This is a genomic window from Bradyrhizobium sp. BR14999 (assembly GCF_056106085.1).
In genome coordinates, this window is sequence record NZ_CM148536.1 from 1,821,606 (window position 1) to 1,839,536 (window position 17,931).

At 63.0% G+C, this 17,931-nt stretch carries 16 protein-coding genes; 8 read left to right on the forward strand and 8 right to left on the reverse strand.

The genetic code is table 11. The features are described 5' to 3' along the window. Nucleotides 1–23: 23 nt before the first annotated feature. On the reverse strand, nucleotides 24–1,313 hold the full coding sequence (locus ACR9YP_RS08450) for an IS4 family transposase (protein ID WP_438103448.1): 1,290 nt from the start codon (nucleotides 1,311–1,313) through the stop codon (nucleotides 24–26). A gap of 352 nt (nucleotides 1,314–1,665) precedes the next feature. On the opposite strand from ACR9YP_RS08450, the gene ACR9YP_RS08455 reads away from it, so the two are divergent. Further along, nucleotides 1,666–2,442, forward strand: coding sequence for a thioesterase family protein (locus ACR9YP_RS08455; protein ID WP_474219372.1), 777 nt, complete (start codon nucleotides 1,666–1,668; stop codon nucleotides 2,440–2,442). A 166-nt stretch (nucleotides 2,443–2,608) separates the two neighbouring features. Here the strand turns inward: ACR9YP_RS08455 and ACR9YP_RS08460 are convergent, their stop codons facing one another. Further along, the gene (locus ACR9YP_RS08460) at nucleotides 2,609–4,171 is read right to left on the reverse strand and encodes an AMP-binding protein (RefSeq protein ID WP_438103221.1); all 1,563 of its coding nucleotides are present in this window, start codon (nucleotides 4,169–4,171) and stop codon (nucleotides 2,609–2,611) included. Nucleotides 4,172–4,295: 124 nt separating this feature from the next. Between ACR9YP_RS08460 and ACR9YP_RS08465 the strand changes: the two genes are divergently transcribed. From ACR9YP_RS08465 to ACR9YP_RS08480, 4 genes are all read left to right on the forward strand, one after another. Beyond that, nucleotides 4,296–5,261 (forward strand): NAD(P)H-dependent flavin oxidoreductase, encoded by a 966-nt coding sequence (locus tag ACR9YP_RS08465; protein ID WP_438103219.1) that lies wholly within the window; start codon nucleotides 4,296–4,298, stop codon nucleotides 5,259–5,261. 292 nt (nucleotides 5,262–5,553) lie between these two features. Continuing rightward, complete coding sequence (locus ACR9YP_RS08470) at nucleotides 5,554–5,802, forward strand: hypothetical protein (protein WP_091895088.1); 249 nt, start codon at nucleotides 5,554–5,556, stop codon at nucleotides 5,800–5,802. Between the two features lie 133 nt (nucleotides 5,803–5,935). Then, nucleotides 5,936–6,646: a hypothetical protein gene (locus ACR9YP_RS08475; protein WP_438103217.1), complete on the forward strand. Its 711-nt coding sequence runs from the start codon at nucleotides 5,936–5,938 to the stop codon at nucleotides 6,644–6,646. 81 nt (nucleotides 6,647–6,727) lie between these two features. Beyond that, nucleotides 6,728–7,408: a hypothetical protein gene (locus ACR9YP_RS08480; protein WP_438103215.1), complete on the forward strand. Its 681-nt coding sequence runs from the start codon at nucleotides 6,728–6,730 to the stop codon at nucleotides 7,406–7,408. A gap of 65 nt (nucleotides 7,409–7,473) precedes the next feature. Here ACR9YP_RS08480 and ACR9YP_RS08485 read toward each other — a convergent pair whose 3' ends face one another. Then, a complete protein-coding gene (locus ACR9YP_RS08485; protein WP_091895085.1) occupies nucleotides 7,474–7,698 on the reverse strand; it encodes a hypothetical protein in 225 nt (74 codons plus the stop codon). A 236-nt stretch (nucleotides 7,699–7,934) separates the two neighbouring features. On the opposite strand from ACR9YP_RS08485, the gene ACR9YP_RS08490 reads away from it, so the two are divergent. After that, the gene (locus ACR9YP_RS08490; protein WP_060737488.1) at nucleotides 7,935–8,225 is read left to right on the forward strand and encodes a hypothetical protein; all 291 of its coding nucleotides are present in this window, start codon (nucleotides 7,935–7,937) and stop codon (nucleotides 8,223–8,225) included. Between the two features lie 134 nt (nucleotides 8,226–8,359). Here ACR9YP_RS08490 and ACR9YP_RS08495 read toward each other — a convergent pair whose 3' ends face one another. The 5 genes from ACR9YP_RS08495 to ACR9YP_RS08515 form a co-directional block, all read right to left on the reverse strand. Continuing rightward, on the reverse strand, nucleotides 8,360–10,276 hold the full coding sequence (locus ACR9YP_RS08495) for a sensor histidine kinase (protein ID WP_438103213.1): 1,917 nt from the start codon (nucleotides 10,274–10,276) through the stop codon (nucleotides 8,360–8,362). Further along, entirely contained in the window at nucleotides 10,273–10,944 is a 672-nt protein-coding gene (locus ACR9YP_RS08500; RefSeq protein WP_370989229.1) for a response regulator, read from the reverse strand. The genes ACR9YP_RS08495 and ACR9YP_RS08500 overlap by 4 nt, the downstream gene beginning before the upstream one ends. Before the next feature lie 308 nt (nucleotides 10,945–11,252). Next, complete coding sequence (locus tag ACR9YP_RS08505) at nucleotides 11,253–12,335, reverse strand: alpha-amylase family protein (RefSeq protein ID WP_438103211.1); 1,083 nt, start codon at nucleotides 12,333–12,335, stop codon at nucleotides 11,253–11,255. 869 nt (nucleotides 12,336–13,204) lie between these two features. Next, on the reverse strand, nucleotides 13,205–14,644 hold the full coding sequence (locus ACR9YP_RS08510) for an IS1182 family transposase (RefSeq protein ID WP_474217821.1): 1,440 nt from the start codon (nucleotides 14,642–14,644) through the stop codon (nucleotides 13,205–13,207). Between the two features lie 154 nt (nucleotides 14,645–14,798). Beyond that, nucleotides 14,799–15,032 (reverse strand): hypothetical protein, encoded by a 234-nt coding sequence (locus tag ACR9YP_RS08515; protein ID WP_474219376.1) that lies wholly within the window; start codon nucleotides 15,030–15,032, stop codon nucleotides 14,799–14,801. A gap of 719 nt (nucleotides 15,033–15,751) precedes the next feature. On the opposite strand from ACR9YP_RS08515, the gene ACR9YP_RS08520 reads away from it, so the two are divergent. Further along, complete coding sequence (locus ACR9YP_RS08520; RefSeq protein WP_474219377.1) at nucleotides 15,752–16,783, forward strand: acyltransferase; 1,032 nt, start codon at nucleotides 15,752–15,754, stop codon at nucleotides 16,781–16,783. A 93-nt stretch (nucleotides 16,784–16,876) separates the two neighbouring features. Further along, nucleotides 16,877–17,791 carry a DUF5829 family protein gene (locus tag ACR9YP_RS08525; protein WP_438103206.1) on the forward strand — a complete coding sequence of 305 codons (915 nt, stop codon included), beginning with the start codon at nucleotides 16,877–16,879 and terminating at the stop codon, nucleotides 17,789–17,791. Nucleotides 17,792–17,931 lie beyond the last annotated feature (140 nt).

The window sequence follows — 17,931 nt, forward strand, 5'->3', positions numbered from 1 at the left end:
CATTCGTCGTCCCGGCGAAGGCCCTAGGGCATGCACATATCTCTGAGGCTCCATCCTGCTGCGACGGCGTGGAAGTATTCGAGGCCGTTCTTGAAGGTGATCGGGCCCGGCGGCTTGGACGATGGGTAGCCGTCCCAGCCGCCGAGGCGACCAATGATCCAGGCGGCCCAAGCGAGGCTATCGGGCGGATGTGGGTTCTTTAATCGCTTGCTCCCGGCTTCGAGTTGACGGTTGAGGGCGGTGAGCACGTTAATTTGGCCGTTGTCGAAGGCAGCGAGAATGGGTTGGCGACTGCCATTGCGGGCCTGCAGAAGTTGGATTGTGATGACGGCCGCCTTAGCGGCAATCGCGACCAGCTTGAGAAGGCGATCGGCGGTTCCGATCTGGCTGTCTTCGAGCTTGAAGCCTTGTGTCTTCAGGATGCGGAAGAACTGCTCGATGATCCAGCGTTGCTTGTACCATTGGACGATGCGCCAGGCGTCCTCGATGCCGGTAACCTCGTGAGAGGTGAGAAGCCGCCAGTGCAGCGGCTCTACCCCGGTTTCGGCATTGATCTCGCGCACATCGACCACCGCCAATGGCAAGCTTTCCGGCAGATGGCGCAGGAACTTACTCTGTGGGCGGGCGAGCTCGATTGCGCCAAAGCGAAGTTCGAGGTGAGCCAGGCGGGCGGGCCGCGCGGCGCGCGCAGGCAATTGGATCGCACGCCGATCCACCGCGGCCATGGCATCGCTGACCTCATACAAGCCGCTGCGGTCGGCAAGCTTGCGATCATGCATGCTGCGCGCGATGACGTGGAAGTGTTGCTCGGCCGAGCTGGCATAAAGGGCAAAAATATCGCTCTCGCGGTCACCCAGCACCGTCACCGCTGTGGCCTTGGTGAGGAGCGGCTTGGCCGCCATGGCAGTGGATATCCAGCGCTGCGATTCCTTGTCCGATAACTCCCGATCGTCGTGCGAGGTCGTGCGGCGACCTGTGCGCGTCCATATCTGCCCGCTCAAAAGTCCAAGACAGTTGCCGTCATCGGCATCCACAGCCAGCAGCGGATGCAGCAGCACGCCGTGGTTATTGCCTTTGCCGATTTCTCCGAGCCCGCGCCGGCGTTGCGGTGTGGTGTTGAAGTGGATCTCGCTGGTGTCCTGGATGGCCAGCACGTGGCGGCCCTCTACCGCAGCGACCGTGCTTTCGCTCCAGCTTTCGATGATCCGCTCCACCGTCACCTTGTCATGGCCAAGAAAGCGGTTGAACCGCACTTCCAGCGCGCGGTTCCCCCTGGAGAGCTGCCGAAGGCAGACAGTTTTGCCCACAACCATGCGTTCGACGAACGCCGCCCCCCTTTATCGAGACGACGATCCCCGAACCGGCCCAGCGTCCAGTCAATCCGTGACAACATCGCGGCACCCCGTCCAAATCATGGAGTGCCGCAATACGAATCACACAGAACTCTGATTCTGGAATCCTCCCAGGCCGATCCGAGTCAATCCGCCGCACCAGATATGTGCATGCCCTAGGGCGTAGGCCGGGACCCATACCCCCGATAGGTTGTTGTTGCGGCTGATATCAGCCCCGATCTCGCTTCACCAAGTTCGGTCTGTGAGTATGGGTCCCGGCCTCCGCCGGGACGACACCTGTTTTTGAACTGCGAATGTGTGCCACGGAGCGACCATGCCCCCCATCTACCGCGTCGACGGCAACAGCGTCGTCACCAGCCCGGACGCCGCGGGGCCTTGGGACCGCCGCATGCAGCATGGCTCGGCGCCGGCGTCGCTGGTGACGTGGGCGGCCGAACGCATTCCGACGCCTGTTCCGATGGAGATCGCGCGGGTCACAATCGATCTGATGCGCCCGGTGCCGGTGGCGCCACTTACGATCGCGACCGAGGTCTTGCGTGAGGGCCGCAAGATCCAGCTCTGCGAAATCAAGCTGCTCGCCGACGGCGTGCAGGTGGTCGGCGCCACCGTGCTCAAGATCAGGCGCCAGGCGCTGAGCCTGCCCGACGACGTCAAGGGGCTGCCGGTTGCGCTGCCTTCGCCCGAGGACTCCCTGATCGAGGATGGCCACGCTGCCACCAGCCCGTTCGTGCGCTCGGTCTCGATGCGTGCCGCGCGCGGCCGCTTCGGCCAGGCCGGTGCCGGCGCGATCTGGTTTCGCGTCGATCATCCCTTGATTGCAGGCGAGGCGATCTCGCAGGCGATGCGCGCCGTGGTCGCCGCCGACTTCTCCAACGGCACCGCCTCGACGCTCGACTTCCGCGCCTGGACCTACATCAACGCCGATCTCACCGTGAGCTTTGCGCGGCAGCCGGTGGGCGAGTGGATCCTGCTCGACGGCGACTCCTGGATTGGTCCCGACGGCGCGGGCCTTGCAATGTCGCGGTTGGCTGACCGGCAGGGCTATTTCGGCCGGGCGGTGCAGAGCCTGGTGATCGAGAAAAGGTCGTAGCTCGCGGGTCCGCGCCTCAATCTCGGTGTCATGCTCCGCGAAAGCGGTTCATCCAGTACGCCGCGGCCTATCGACTCCATCGCAGCCGTCTCGGATTACTGGATCGCCCGGTCAAGCCGGGCGACGACGGCCGATCGTGGATGCAGCCTCGCGCATCTCGCAGCCGTCACCCCACCATCCGGTCCCGCCCGCTCCAGAAGCCCGCGCGCAGCACCTTCTTGTCGACCTTGCCGACGCCGGTCATCGGCAGCTGTTTGACGAACTGAATCTGCTTGGGCGCGTGCGCCGAGCCCTTCCGCATCTTCACCAGGTTGATCAGCTCGTCTGGATCGGGCCTTGCGCCCTCGCGCGGCACGACGATGGCGGTGACGGCCTCGCCCCACTTCTCGTCGGGAATGCCGACGACAGCGACCATGGCGACGTCGGCATGCTGCGACAGCACGTCCTCGACCTCGCGCGGGAAGATGTTGAAGCCGCCGGAGACGATCATGTCCTTCTTGCGATCGAGGATGAACATGTAGCCGCGCTCGTCCTTGCGCGCGATGTCGCCGGTGTGGACCCAGCCGTTCTTCAGCGTCTCGGCGGTGATGTCCGGCCGCTTCCAGTACTCCGCCATCACGTGCGGCGCGCGCACGCAGATCTCGCCGGCTTCGTCCGTCCTCACCTCCTGGTCGTCGTCGTCGAGGATCTTGACCTCGCAGGCCGCGATCGGGAAGCCGCAGGACAGGAACAGCTCCGGTGTCTTGGGATCATGATCCGCCTTGCGCAGCACCGAGACGGGATAGCATTCGGTCTGTCCGTAAAGCTGCGAGAACACCGGCCCGATGCGCTCGATGCCCTCGACCAGCCGGCTCGGCGACATCGCGGAGGCGCCATAGAGCACCAGCTCGAGCGAGGACAGGTCGGTCTTGCTGAGCGCGGGATGATCGAGCAGCACATAGATCATGGTCGGCACGAGCAGCGTGAAATTGATGCGCTCGCGCGCGATCGTCGCCAGCATCGCCTCGGGATCGAAACTCTTGAGCATGTGCACGGTGCCGCCGCGCATCAAGGTCGGCAGCACCTTCGTGCCGGCGACATGGCTGATCGGTGCGACCGTGAGATAGCGCGCGGCCTCGGGGATCTCGAAGTCGGCGAGGATCGCGGCGGCGGCTCCGGCATTCTCGCGGTGATGGCGCAGCGCGCCCTTGGATTTACCGGTCGTGCCGCCGGTGTAGTTCAGCGTGGCGAGATCGTCGGGGCCGGCGAGGCACAGCGCGCTGGCGTGTCCCGCAGTCTCGATCGCCGCCAGCAGATCGACGCCGTAGCTGGCTGGTCCCATGGTGAAGACCGCCTTGAGCCGGCCGGCCTTCGCGGCGAGGTCGCCGCCGCGATCGCGGAAGGCGGCCGCGTCGACCACCAGCATCTCGGCGTCGGAATCCTCGAGTTGAAACAGCTGGTCCTCCAGGGAGCCCAGAGGATGCAGCCAGGTGATGCAGAGCCGTGACAACTGCGCCGCGACGCCGGCGCACCAGGTGTCGGCGCGATTGGCTGTGAGGAAGGCGACGCGCGCGCCGGGCTGCAATCCAAGCCGCATGAACACGCCCTGGATTCGTCCGATCAGGTCGATGGTGCCACGATAGCTCAGCGATCCCTCAGGCCAGGCGAAAGCGGTGCGGCCGGGATAGCGCGACAGCGCCCGTAGCGTCTGCGCACAAGCCGGGGACGATGCGTGGAGCGGATCGGACATATGTTTCCTCGTTGCTTTGTCATCGGCTTCTGGCGTGCCAATGTTGCTGATGACGCTAGCACAGCGAATGCGGGATGGAACGACAAAGCCCGCGCAGGGCGGCAAGAATGACAAGGAGATTGGCGTGCCATCAGACCGACTGCAGCGTTTCCGCGATCGTCTTGATCTGCCGCTGATCGCGGCGCCGATGTTTCTGGTGTCGGGCGTCGAGCTCATGGTCGCGGCCTGCCGCAACGGCGTGATCGGCAGCTTCCCAACCGCGAATTGCCGTAGCGCGGAACAGCTCGACGAATGGCTCACTGCGATCGAAACCCGGTCGCGGCAGCACGAAGAGCAAACCGGACGCAAGGCGGCGCCGCTGTGCCCGAACCTGATCGTGCACCGTTCCAACGTGCGGCTGGAGCAGGATCTCGCCGTGCTGCTGCGGCACAGGCCGGAGATCGTCATCACCTCGGTCGGCTCGCCCGCGCCTGTAGCGAAGCCGCTGCATGATGCCGGCGCATTGGTGTTGGCGGATGTCGCCTCGATCCGCCATGCCGAACGCGCGGCGGAAGCCGGTGCCGACGGCCTTGTGCTGCTGACCGCCGGCGCCGGCGGCCAGACCGGCTGGCTCAATCCGTTCGCCTTTGTCCGCGCGGTGCGCGCATTCTACGACGGCATCATCGTGCTCGCCGGCGGCATCAGCGACGGCCGCGCGTTGCACGCCGCTGAAGTGCTCGGCTGCGATCTCGCTTACATGGGCACGAAGTTCATTGCGACGCGCGAGAGCATGGCGGATGACCGTTACAAGCGGATGCTGGTCGAGAGCAGCGCCGACGACGTCCTGCTCACCACCGCCTTCACGGGACTGCAGACCAGCATGCTGAGGCCGTCGATCGTGGCCGCGGGTCTCGATCCCGACGACCTGCCGGCGCGCGGGGCGATCGACATTGCCAAGGACATCGACGTCGCCGCGCGCGAGAGCCGGCCGAAACGCTGGCGCGACATCTGGAGCGGTGGGCATTCGACATCGGGGGTGACGGACGTGCTCACTGTCGACGATCTCGTTGCGCGGACGGTTACCGAATATCGCGAGGCGGGCGGACAGTAGGCTTGTTCGCCTCTCCCCGCGTGTGGGGAGAGGCCGACGCGCCGCGCGATGCGAAGCATCGTCCGAAGCGCGGCGGGTGAGGGGGAGCCTGAATCCAACTGTCACCTTGATTGTGGAGAGAGCCCCTCACCCCGACCCTCTCCCCGTAAGGACGGGGAGAGGGAGAAGAGCCTCCGGCGCACCGCTCACGGTTAATCCCGCGCTCTTCCGCCCCGCTCACTTAACGGCAGATTAACCATCGCCCGCCAAGAATCCTCTCAAGGCCGCCAATCAGGACCGAGAGGGACAGGCGATGGACTTCAACTATCTCAACGGCAAGACAGCCGCGACGTTGGACGAAATCCGCGTTCGCGTGGCCCACGCGCTGGCCCGCCATCCGCTGTGCCGCAACGTGCGCTTCGACATCGTCAGCGTCCCCCGTACTCGCCGAGGCGGCAACTGGACGGTGGCGCTGCAATCGGTCGAGCCGCGCGCGGTCTGGGAGGCCTCGGAGATCGTGGCCGACATCCAGGATGCCTACGAACTGGCGGCAGCTGCCTGATTTCGTTGAGCTTTTCAGGCGATGTCGCCGCAGTCCGCGCGATTGCCGCCGCAATTGCACGGTTAAGCCTTAATTATCGCCCAGTTTCCGGGCAGTGATCACGTGGACTTGAAAGTTGGGCGCGGAGAGACGTTTGTCCAAAGCCATCACCATCGTCGCGCTGACCTGTTTTCTCGTCCTTGGCGCTGCGACGACCGCCATTCTCGGCCGCGACAGCGTGCCCAGTGTCAGCGCGGAGATGATCACGCAGGCACCTGCGGCCAAACCGCTCGCGACCAACCGTGCCGCCAAGGCCGACCGTCTGGTTCCGACGCTGGCGCTTGCCTCGGCCGCAATCGAGCCGGTGCAGGTCGCCGCCGACAAGCTCGCTCAGACGCCGGTGCTGACCGAGCCGCTTCGCCAGGCCTTTGCCGCCGCCACGCCTTCCGATTTTCCGATGCCGAAGGCCAGTTCGCACGAGGCGCCTGCCGCCGCGGAAGTCCCCGCCGTCGAAGTCCCGGCCAAGCCGAAGGTCGTGGCCAAGCCGCAGCCGCAGAAATCCTATGCGCTGCTGTCCGACGCACAGATCGCGGGCATCAGGGATCGCCTGAAACTCTCGTCGTCGCAGGAATATTATTGGCCCTCGGTCGAGACGGCGCTCCGCAACGTTGTCCGCAAGATTTCGGCAAACAAGCTCTCCAATCCGAACGCGCCGGGCGTGCCGATCGATCCGAATTGCGACGAGGTTCAGCAGTTGAAGTCGGCCGCGATGCCGCTGCTGTTCCAGCTGCGTGACGACCAGAAAGAGGAAGTGCGCAAGCTCGCCCGCATCATCGGGCTGGAGAAGGTCGCGCAGCAGATCTGACAGTTCCTTTGGGAACTGCCGCCGCATCAGGAACATCCGGCAATCAACGTGCGTTGCTCGCCCCAAAGAGGGAGTGGATCAATGCGCGCCTCGACAGCCTATTTCGTCGGTGCCGGAACCATTGTCGCGGCCATCGCCATTGGTCTCGGCGGCGGCATCGTCGCCGGCAACATCATGAATCCGATCGCGCCCAAGCAGGGGCCGGACACCAGCAAGCGCGCCGACGCCGCTGGCACAGCGGCGGCGATGAACGCACCGTCCGAGCGCGTGAATTATCTCACCGGTTCGCAGGCTTTTGGCGCGATCATTGCCGCGCCGGCGCAGGCCGAGGCAAAGTCTGAACCCGCCAAGCCCGATACGCGGACCACTCAAGCGACCGCTGAACCGCCAGCACCGCGGCCGTCGCAAGCAGCCGCGGTCGAGCAGTCCAAGGAACAGTCCAAGCCGGCACCAGCCGCGCCCAGGCCTGCAGAGCAGCAGGCGTCGACAGAGCCGGCCGCTTCGCCGGACAACGCCTATGCCAAGGCACGGGATTCCGACGTGAAGCGCGCCGCGTCCGAACGGCGCCGGATGGAGCGCCGCGAACGCTGGGCCGAGCGCCGCCACTATTACGAGTCCCGCGAGATGCGCGGCCCGCGCGACCGCACCGATTGGGACGACGTCGCGCGCAACATCCGAGAAGACTCCGATGCCCGCGATATCGCAAGCCGCCCACGCAGCGGCTTCCCGCAGATCAGGCTGTTCGGGCCCGACGACGACTAAAGCATGATCGGCAAAACAGAGTCCGGGTTCGCTCCGCTGAAGCGCTCCCGGACTTGAGGACCGGCTCAGCCGCCGTGAGATTCCACGACCTTGCGGCAGGAGTCGGAGAGCTTGGTCTTGTTCTGGCGCAGGCAGGCATTCATCTCCGGCGGCTTGCCGATATGTTCGGCGCAGAATTTGCTGGCATCGCCGCGGCAGGCCATCTGCTCCTGCGGCGTCGGACCGGATTGCGCGGCGGCGGACATGGCGGTGGCGGCGAGCAGCAGCGCGGCAAGAACCGAAATCTTCATAAAACACCTCTTTGGGATTGTCGTTGGTCCCGCCTGGGATCAAGCGGGCCGGACGATCTCGCGAAGGCCGGGCGCAAGTCCATGCCATGTTCATGGCACCGGGTGCGCCCTCCTGCCCGCGGCACCCCCATCTTCATGGCATGTATCCGTGCCCGGTCTTTTGCCATTCAGGCTGCACCTCGGCTGCGAAACCCGGTGATTGCACCGGGACGCCGAACGGGAAGCAGGAGAGCAAGATGTCGAAGAGAGCGGGAGCGCTGAGCGCCGGGCTGACGATCATGGCGCTGGCGGGTGCGGCGATGGTGTCGCTGGGCACGAGCCCGGCGCAGGCCGTGGTCTATTGCAAGACGGTCGGCGTGCCCAAGGGCTGCGTGGTGCGGCCGACTGCGGCAGTGGTGGTCGCGCCGGGAGCTCCGGTTGCGCGGGCCGCGGTCGCGACACCCGGTGTCGGCGCGCCCGGTGTCGGTGTGCGCGCAGGTACGCCGATGAATCGCGGCGGCCCGGTCAACCGCGTCGGCGTGCGCTGATATTCCATTCGATTGATTTGATTGCATTGCTTCGGGCCAACGGAGCCCCTGCGGACGAACACCCCCCGTCCTCCGCAGAGGACCCGGCCCGTCCCCTCTCTCCGTGCGCCCCACACGTTCGGGGAGGGGGCTTTTCAGCCCGCAGCCGCATCGCTGTCGGGAAAACACTGCGGCAATTGCAGCCGCACGCACGTGCCTGAGGCATCCGAGCTCAGGTCGAGCACCGCGCCGCACCGTGCGGCGCGGCTCCTCATGTTGCGCAAGCCCCGCGCGGTCTGGCCGGCGCTCGCGCAATTGCCGGCGAGGGCAAAGCCCTTGCCGTCGTCCGTCACGCTGATCACGCCATACGGCCCGTGATCGTCGTCGAGCGTCTCGATGCTGACCGCGATGTGGCGCGCCTCTGCGTGCTTGACGGCGTTGGTCACGGCCTCGTCGAGGATGCGGACGATCTGGATGACGTGCCATGGCCGCAATTCGGGATGCAGCGGCAGGCCCTGCGGCGTTGCCACGCGCCAGTCGAGCGCGATGTCGTGCGGCCGCAATTGCGCCGTCGCGCGCTCGCGCCAGGAGCCGAGCGCGAGCATCAGGTCGCCGCCGATGTCGTCCATGGAATCGATGACGAGGCGCAGATCCTTCAGTGCTGCGCGAGCGGCCTCCGTGATGGTCGCGCCCTCATGGCCGCGCTCGGAGAGCGCGACGATGCTGACGAGCTGGCCGCCGAGTCCGTCATGCAGGTCCCGCATCAGCCGCGTGCGCTCATTGGCGAGCGCAGCGGCGCGGGCGCGCGCCTCTTCGCGGGCAAAGCTCGCCTTCAGCCGTTCCTCGGCCTCGCCCACCCGTGCAACGAGCTGGCCGGCAAAGCTGTCGACCTGGTTCAGCGCGCGCGCGAAGCGCCAGGTCAGCCCGGCGCCGATCGCGACCAGCATCGCCGAATAGGACAGGCGCGAGACGAAGATGCGATCGTTGGTCGCGATCTCCAACACCGTGAGCATATCCTGGACCCAGCAGACCAGCACGATGGTCACGGCGCAGCCGATCGTGAAGCTTGCCGCGTCCTGCCGCCGGACCACCGCGGCTGCGGTCACGCAGGCCATCAGGAACAAGCAAAGCCCGACCGTGGGAATGCCGAGCACCAGAAAGAGAATGCGTGGCAGCGGCGGGCCCCCGATCAGCCCGACCACGAACACGACGAGGCCCGGCACGAACAGCAGCGTGCCGTAGCGTGGCCAGCGCCAGCCGAAGAACAGCATGCCGAACACGACGATCAGCGCGCTCTCGATCGGTGCTGATGCCAGCAGCACGGCGGCGAGCCGCGACGTGGTGGCCGGCGGCACCGGCGGCGGCACGAACGCCTGCACCACGCCGAGCACCATCGCCGCCGCCAGCACGCCGTAAACCGGCTCGTGGCGCCGCATCAGCCACATGATCGCAAGGATGACCGCGAGAATCGATTGCCAGGCGGAGAACACGACGGGCAGCGTGACGAACAGCAGCGTGCGCGTCTCGTAGGCGGGACGCAAGCCGGCGTCCGGCCCGACATAGACGGTATCGAGGAAGCCCTTCAGCGGCCCCCATACGAACAGCCGCACCGTGATATCGTTGGCGCCGTCGCGCAGCAGCGAGGACGGAATCGCCGCGATCTGCGGCGTGTTGCGGTCTGGCCGGTTGGCATTGGCGTCACGCCGGGAATCCAGCACCACGACGCCGTTGACGGCGACCTCCACCGCGTTGCTGAAGCGCGGCAGATACACCGACCATCCCGATCCCGCATTGCTGGGCCGGAATGTGAAGGCGGCGGTGTAGAGCGGCGGGTCGGCCAGCGAATAGCGCGATGCGGTGAAGTGCGGCAGCGTCACCGCACGCATCATGCGGTCCTCGCGCGCCGAAAAATCGTTCAGCGCGAAGTCTTCGGGATCGCCGGGTTGCAGCAGCCGGAGCCCAAGGATGGTGACGATGACGATCAGGGCCTGGAGCAGTAGATAAGGCACGAGGCGCGACACGATCAGCCGGCGCCGCGGGCGCGTTGTTGTCCTCGCCGCAACCTCGCTCACAGCTTGATCAGGCCCTGCTGCACGGCTTCGAACACGGCCTCGCTGCGGGTGTGCACCTCGAGCTTGCGATAGATGTTCTTGATGTGGCCGGGCACGGTCTGCCTGGACAGGCCGAGATGGCTCGCGATCTCGGCATAGCTGAAGCCTTTGGCGATGCCCCAGAGGATGTCGATCTCCCGCGGGGTCAGCTTGGCCGTGTTGAGCACGGGGCCGGGCGAGGGCTCCGCCGAACTCTGCGTACGCCGGACGATGAAACGGGCGATCGAGGCCGAGATCGGCGAATGGCCGGCGACCAGATCACGTACGGTGGTGGCGATATCGGTCGGGAAGGCATCCTTGAGCAGATAGCCGGTGGCGCCGACCGTGATCGCCGAGATCACGCTTTCCTCGTCGCCGAGCGCGGAGATCACCATGATCTCGGTATCGGGAAAGCGCTGCCGGGTTTCGCGAATCAGCTCGATGCCATGGCCGTCGGGCAGCCTGAGATCGGTGAGCAGCACGCGCGGCGTGCCTTCGCCGAGCGCAGAGCGGGCCTCTGCGAGCGTGCCGGCGCTACGCACCTCATAGCCGGCCTTGACCAGCGCGTCCTGGAGCCGCCAGCAAGTCGGCGCGTCGTCCTCGACGAGGAGGATGGTGATGGCCTCACCAGTCTCGCCCTGTTCGCTCATGTTCATCGTCCCGCGACCCGCGTGTCCCCCGCGGCGCGAGGCAAGTCTAACCGCAGCACGGACGCCGTGACACCCATAATCATGGGGGCGATCATGACACAGGCCCGCGCCAGGCGCGGACAGACGGTCGTGGCTTGCGCCCAGGCCAGAGCGCGTGCTCATAATCCGCGCTGCACTCAGGGCGCGGATGGAGGTCCGCTCCGCCTCTGACACCGACCCGTTACGGCAGCCAACCAGACGTCCGAGTTGGGCCAGATCCGGAAGCCGCAGCTTGGGCGGCGAAATCCCGTTCGCTCCGGAATGGCGTGCTATCGAATGTGATAAAGATGTACGCCGTAGCCTTCAAATTGGTCCTCGAAAGAACCTTGCGCGAGGGATACGCTACGATCCTCGCCGATGACACGAGCGGTGGTCTGGTGAACGTTATTGACCGTGATCCGCGCTATCGACGGTGAGTTCTGCATCGCGATGGCAAAGACATACGTATCGCCCTCGTACACCTTCACCATGGTTGCAATCGGGACCTGCGAGCTTACGGATACAGCCCCGGATACGCTTGGGCTCTTCAACGCTGGCGAGAGAGACCGGATCAACTGGTTCGTTCTCGTGACCTCCTCCACGATATCGGGGTAGCGGAAGATGGCGTCTTCCCGGAAGGTTGGTTTAAACTCATGCACGAAATAAAAAATTCCCGTCGCGCCATGAATCAATGCCATCCAGATCTCCGCCCGAACCTCCGCCGCAGTCGGTCGACGGGTCGGATCTAGTGCTGTCGTCTCGATTGCCATCCATACGCTTTGCCCATCGGCAGCCCGCTTCGCGAGATTAGTGACGCCACGTGCAACATATTCCAGCCTTCCTTTAACTTGAGGAGTAGTGGATCCCACTGGATAGATGTCGTACGACAAGATGTCTGCCCCCTGGATCGCAATATCGTAGTAACCCTGATCACCGTTGCAGCTGCCACGACCGCGCCAGAATTCGTTGGCCACACCCTGTCCGAAATTGATCATCACCGGTCGCGTTGGATCCCGCGCTTTCATCTCTTGCGTGCGCCGAGCGACTTCAATTGCTGGGACGCATGTTCCGTGCAGCCTTGGCCCGATCGGTTGAGCATTGTCCGGTTCGTCTTCTTGCATCCACGCTTTGATAACGTGGCGGTTGACCGATTCCAGCGCAAGGTCGTTTTGGCCGGCAACGGCGAACATGTGCTGCCGCGCCAATGCGGCGAGTTGCTCTTCAGTGGGGCCTTCGGGCAATCCCACAAAGGTATTGATCCCGATTGCCTTGTAATTGACAGCGCGAGTCGGCGATTGCAACCAAACGCCTATCGAGAAGAAATCGGCAGATCCATTTACCTGCAACTCGCCGCCCGATACGGAAGTGCCCACGAGGAGCAAGATTCCCACAACGATCCTACAACCGAACGGCATAGCGCGACCTCCGGCCAAGTGTGTGACACCAACGAAGCTGTCCAATTCATCGCGTCGGTCCTAGAGCGTCCGATGAAGGCTAGCATATTCAGCCTAACTTCCCGCACAGATGATGCAGGCAGAACCGTTCTGGACGCGGCGCGGCGGCCTAAGGTCCGCTAAGTGTCGGAACCGGCGGTCTGCGCCGTTGTGAGGCCTTTCGGTTCTACACCCAACAGCCGACACTTGGACCAGCATCGAGCCATGGCAGCTTCGGGGCCAAAAGCTGACTTAACCGGCGGTTGCGCGGGAGAGCGCCGCTAGATACGCGGACCAACTAAAAGCGAACGGTCCTACGTCGGTAATCTTCGTTTCGGGTTCGAAACCCATTCTCGTATGCAAAGTCGGACCACTGCACGGAAGCATCATCTCGACGCGAGACAAAAACCGTGATGGCCCGCGCAAGCGAAATCACCACATTCGGGGCAACTGAACAAAACGGCACGGTGGCCGCCTCCAATGCGCACCTCGGACGTCAGCATATTCATTGAAACGAGGATCCGAAGGGCACCCACACATGTCGGAGGTGGACGCCTGAGGAGCTCTAAAGAGGGACACGCCATTGACGACGAAATCAAAGGTGTGCCGCTCGATTGAGTCTGTCCGATGTAGGGTCGCGAGTCGGAGTTGATCAGCCATTCGCACCGCGGTCAATCTGTGTATTTGATCCAGCGTCCCCATAAACATTTTGATCGTGTATGCCCAGACCGCCAAGTCCGCTACGGGTCTTGGCCGTGTAAAAACGGCTTCAAAGGGCATCGGTCCGGAAGCTAGGAACCGCGCCTGTCTCAGGCCGCGATCGCAGTGATCAGTGGCTTGGCCCCGACGATGTTCATGACCCGTGTAAGATTATAGGCCAAGACCGAGAGTGCCATCTCGGCCGCTACTTTTGGGAGCGTTTTGGTGAGGAAGTGTGTCGCTCCCATGCGGGCCTTCATCGTGCCGAACGGATGCTCGACCGTCTCCCGACGCTGACGCATGGCTTCTGGGTTTGCGTCAAGGCGCTGCTGCACAGCCTCAAGCAGATGCTCGTGCTCCCAGCGTGTAATTCGCCGCTCTGGTCCTGTCGTGCACTGCGATTTGAGCGAACAACTTTGACAGGCAGTGGTCCAGTAGCGCCGCAGCATCTTGCCGTCTTCTTCGTTTGTGTAGCGATACGGCAATCGCTCCCCAGCCGGACAGCGATAGGCGTCCTCCTCTGGCAAATAGGCAAAGTCCTGCTTACCGAAGCGCCCCTCCGATTTGGCACCCGACGTCAGCGGCTTGGGCAGAGTTACGGTGATGCCGGCCTCGTGGCACGCGAGGATCTCCGGGCTGTTGAAGTAGCCGCGATCGGCTACAGCTTCGAGCGTCTCGGTCTCGAGAACAGCCTTCGCCTGCTTGGCCATATTGGCGAGTTGTGCCCGATCTGAGCCGCTGTTCGTCACCTCGTGCGCTACGATCAGATGGTGCTCGGTGTCGACGGCGACCTGCACGTTGTAGCCAACGGTGCCGGAGCCCCGGCCGCTTGTCGCCATCGAACGGCTGTCGGGATCGGTCAACGAGATTTGCTGATCGGGTGACGCAAGCATCTGCTTCTCGTAGACGGCAAGCTTGCCCATTTCCTCCCTCAGCTTCGTCAGCTTCTCGGTTAGCCTCGTCACCTTGGCGGCCAACGCCTCGCTCGGCTCCTGCCGGTCGGCCGTGTCCAGTTGGCTCAGATAGCGCGCGACGCTCTCCTCCAGCTGCGCGCGCCGCCGCTCCACCTTCGCGCGTGTGAAGTTCTTGTCCCGGTTGTTCACAGCTTTGAACTTGCTGCCATCGATGGCGACGCTCGACGTCGCGAGGAGACCCATTTCACGGCAGAGTTCGACGAAGCGTGCGCATACCTTGCGGAGCGCCAGGCCATTGTCTTTGCGGAAGTCCGCGATCGTCTTGTGATCAGGTGCGAGCCGGCCCAGCAGCCACATGGTCTCGACATTGCGTCCGGCCTCTCGTTCGAGCCGCCGGCTCGACTGCACCCGGTTCAGATAGCCGTAGATGTAAAGCTTCAGGAGAACCGAGGGATGGTATGACGGCCGACCGGTCGCCGCCGGCTTCACCCCCTCGAAGCTTAGCTCGGCCAAATCGAGCGCATCGACAAACACGTCGATCACGCGAACAGGGTTGCTCTCGTCAATGAAATCATCGAGGCACTCGGGCAATAGCGTCGATTGCCCACGATCCGCCTCCGCAACGAAGCGCTTCATTCCAGCCCCCCGCAAATCGTGCGGGAATCATATCGCGCGAATCACATCAAGCGCAGCGTTTTCACACAGCCAGGGTCACAAGCCGCCGAGCGCGCTCAAGCGGGGTGACTTCCGCTTTGCCTTGCGGCGCCGACGTTTATGACCCTAGCCCGGCTCACGAAAGATCATCCCGCGGCGGTGGATAGCGCAGGGCCAGCACCGACAGGGATAGATGCCGTTCGTCCTCCGGCAGTTCCAGATAAGCCAGCACGAGCGGCCGCTTCCAATCGCCGACGCCGAAATCCATAGTCATCCATTTCTGCGGCTCGGGGCCGTCGAGGCCCCGGACCCAGACGAAGAAGCGGGGCAGGTCGTCGGCGTCAATATCCGTCGTGCGTCTCCTGGCCATCGAAGCTGTCCGCTGCATCACATCAATTGCCACAGGATATAGGTACTGGCACGGCGAAGTCGAACGCGTCGCGGCGGTGCCGGACGCGTAGTCTCTCCTCCTCGTCATTGCAAGGAGCTCTTGCGACGAAGCAATCCAGACTATCTCCGCGGATGCATTCCTGGATTGCTTCGCTGCGCTCGCAATGACGATGTGGATAGAGCCGGGGCGAGAATGAGGCTATCAAACTGCTGTTGACTTAACTTTCGCGGCTTGCTCGCGCCGCCAATATTTATCTTCCGCTAAGCGGAGCGCGAGCGATTTGCCAAGTTGCCATTTATGCACCTACCGACCGCCGCTCACATTTCCTGAGCTGGACTGCGGCATCAATGGCAGGCACGTCGCAGGTGACAATCGTGTGTATCGATTGGAGAAATTGTCCGAGCGCGAGTGTGCTTCGAGAAATTCTTCGCCGTACCTACTTAGGGTGGTAGTTGCGAGCGCAAAACATTCTGTGCTTGAAACGAAAGCGCGGCCCAGTGCCGCTTGTTGTGAAGTGGCGCAACCGCATTCAGTGCGCAGGCGCGTGTGCTCACTCGGCGCGGGCCAACGCGAAATCGAACGGCGGCATATTGAGGGAAGTGGCGATGATCAGTTGCCCGGCTCCGATCTCGCTCTCCACTTATGACCAGTCGTTCGGCTTGGCACCGTCGGTCATTCGTGTGCTCAGTTAAAGATACGTGCCCGACATCGAGCGGTTCAACTTCGCACTTGGTCGGGCATTCGAAAGATTTCCGCAATTTGCGACCGCACTCGCTCGATCGCACCGTGGATCGTCTGAGCTGGTACCGCTGCAGCGCCCGCAACGCTTGATAGTACGATCGCCAGTAGACTGGGACCCCGATTCAGTTACTGCGAACCACCTTCCACTTTTCGTAACTGGGCTGGATCTGGGGCCAGGAGATCCGATTTTCACCGCAACTCTGACCCCCGTGACGGGCGGAGCTGTGATTGGATTGAGCATGTCGCACGCGGTCGGCGATGGTTATTCGTTCTATCTCTTTATGTCGTATTTGCTCGAGCAGTTGGCAGCTGCGCCTCAGTCTCGTTTGTCCGCCGAACAACAGCTAGACCACATAATCCGTTCTAATGCGCCGGCATCACAGGTCGCATCCCGACAACAAGACTTCCGCGTGAAGCGTGCGTTTAGCGTAAAGGCTTTCGGAAGGGAGTTCTTGGATTCGTTGCGCGCCGAGCTTGCGACAGATCAGTTCGTGCCGACACTCAACGAAGCACTGACCGCGTTTTTGTTTCACCGTTACGGTCCAACACTCCTGAGGGGTGCTACGGCGCTCCGTCTTCGTGTTCCGGTAAACGTGCGGGATGTACATCCAAATATTGCGCGCACGTTTATTGGCAATGCGTTTTTGGAGTCGATCGTGCCCGTTGCAGACGTGATCGACTCGCCGTCAGCGGCACGTGACACCGCGAGGAGAATACACGAGGCAGTGACTAGCGTGCGAAATCCGGACTATCTGTCATCGGCTATTCATATCCGGAATGATCGGATCGAGCTGAGCGCTCCAGATAGTTATATATTCAACAATCAAGCGGACATCGTCTCAACGAACTATGCGCGAATGCCGGTTCACACGATTGACCTTGGCAAGGGGCCGCCGGTTCGCATCTTTTGCGCACTAACTGCGCCAACCGGCTTTGTCCTTGTTCCAACATTTGATGGACTCGAGGCGCACATGTGTCATCGCGCATGACGGCGTCCACGCGTGCTCCGATCGACAGAGATCGGATCGCTGCAGTAAATCCGAAGCAACGCAACGATCTCTTGAAGGAATGGTGCCCACGCAATGACTCAACATCGCAACAATAAGATCGACAACCGTGACGTGGCATTTGCCACTCCTCCGCATTTAGATCACGTCTTTCTGACGGTGGGCGCCGAAGCGTTGAAACTGATCAACGAATGCGAATTCCTTCGCGGTGAACAGTTCAGTCGATTTGCAACGCGCTCTTCAGAGAGCTCACTGCTGTCGTCTTACACCGCAACGCGAGTCTACGGCAAAAATACAGTTGTCGAGATATTTCTCGACCGATTCGGAGGCAACGATACGTTTATTGAGCACTGTGCTGGCATTGTGCTCAGCTTTGATCACCCGGGCGAAATGACAGGAGCCCATAGAGAACTTCATTCGGCGGGAATTCCGTTTAGCAGCGAGATTGTGCAACGGGTTACGCCAACGGCTGATGGCGGCCGGAACCAAAGCCCTTGGTACGAATTCACCAGACCCGAACTGGGCGGGATCAGCCCGGTCGCTCTATTCCTGCATGAAATGCAACCCGGCTTCTTGGCAGAAATCGGTGCGAAGGCCGGGCCTGGTGGTCGGCAGGATCGGTCGGAACGTTTCAACGCAGCCCTCGGCCGGTCGCATACGCCTGACCATATTATGGAAGACATTGCCGTTGTGACTGTCCGACTGCGTCCCGCTCGAATCGAACGGGCGTCGGCCATCCTCTCGACCTTGGGATATGAAGTGTCGATCATGGAATCCGGCATCCGTGTGCGTGGAATAGATGCCGAATTTGTCTTCCTCGCGGATGAGTCCCCACGAGAAGGAGCCGTGGAGCTGACGATAAAGATGGCCAGACCGGCACCTGGCCGCCGCTTTGACTTCGGACCCGAGTCGTCCCTCGTGCTGTCGCCCGCAGGTCCTTACGATTGCTCGGCCGTGTGGACGTTTCTTCCTCACCGCAAGACGTCGTGAGGCTGTCATGACAGACCACTTGCAACCGGCTGGAGTTGATTGCGCTATTGCCGGACAAGCGCGCTCGCATGATAGAGGACCAGAGTCGCCGGCGCTGCTCTCGGCTTCGTGGGATGAGGCGCCTAGGCGGACATTGTCAT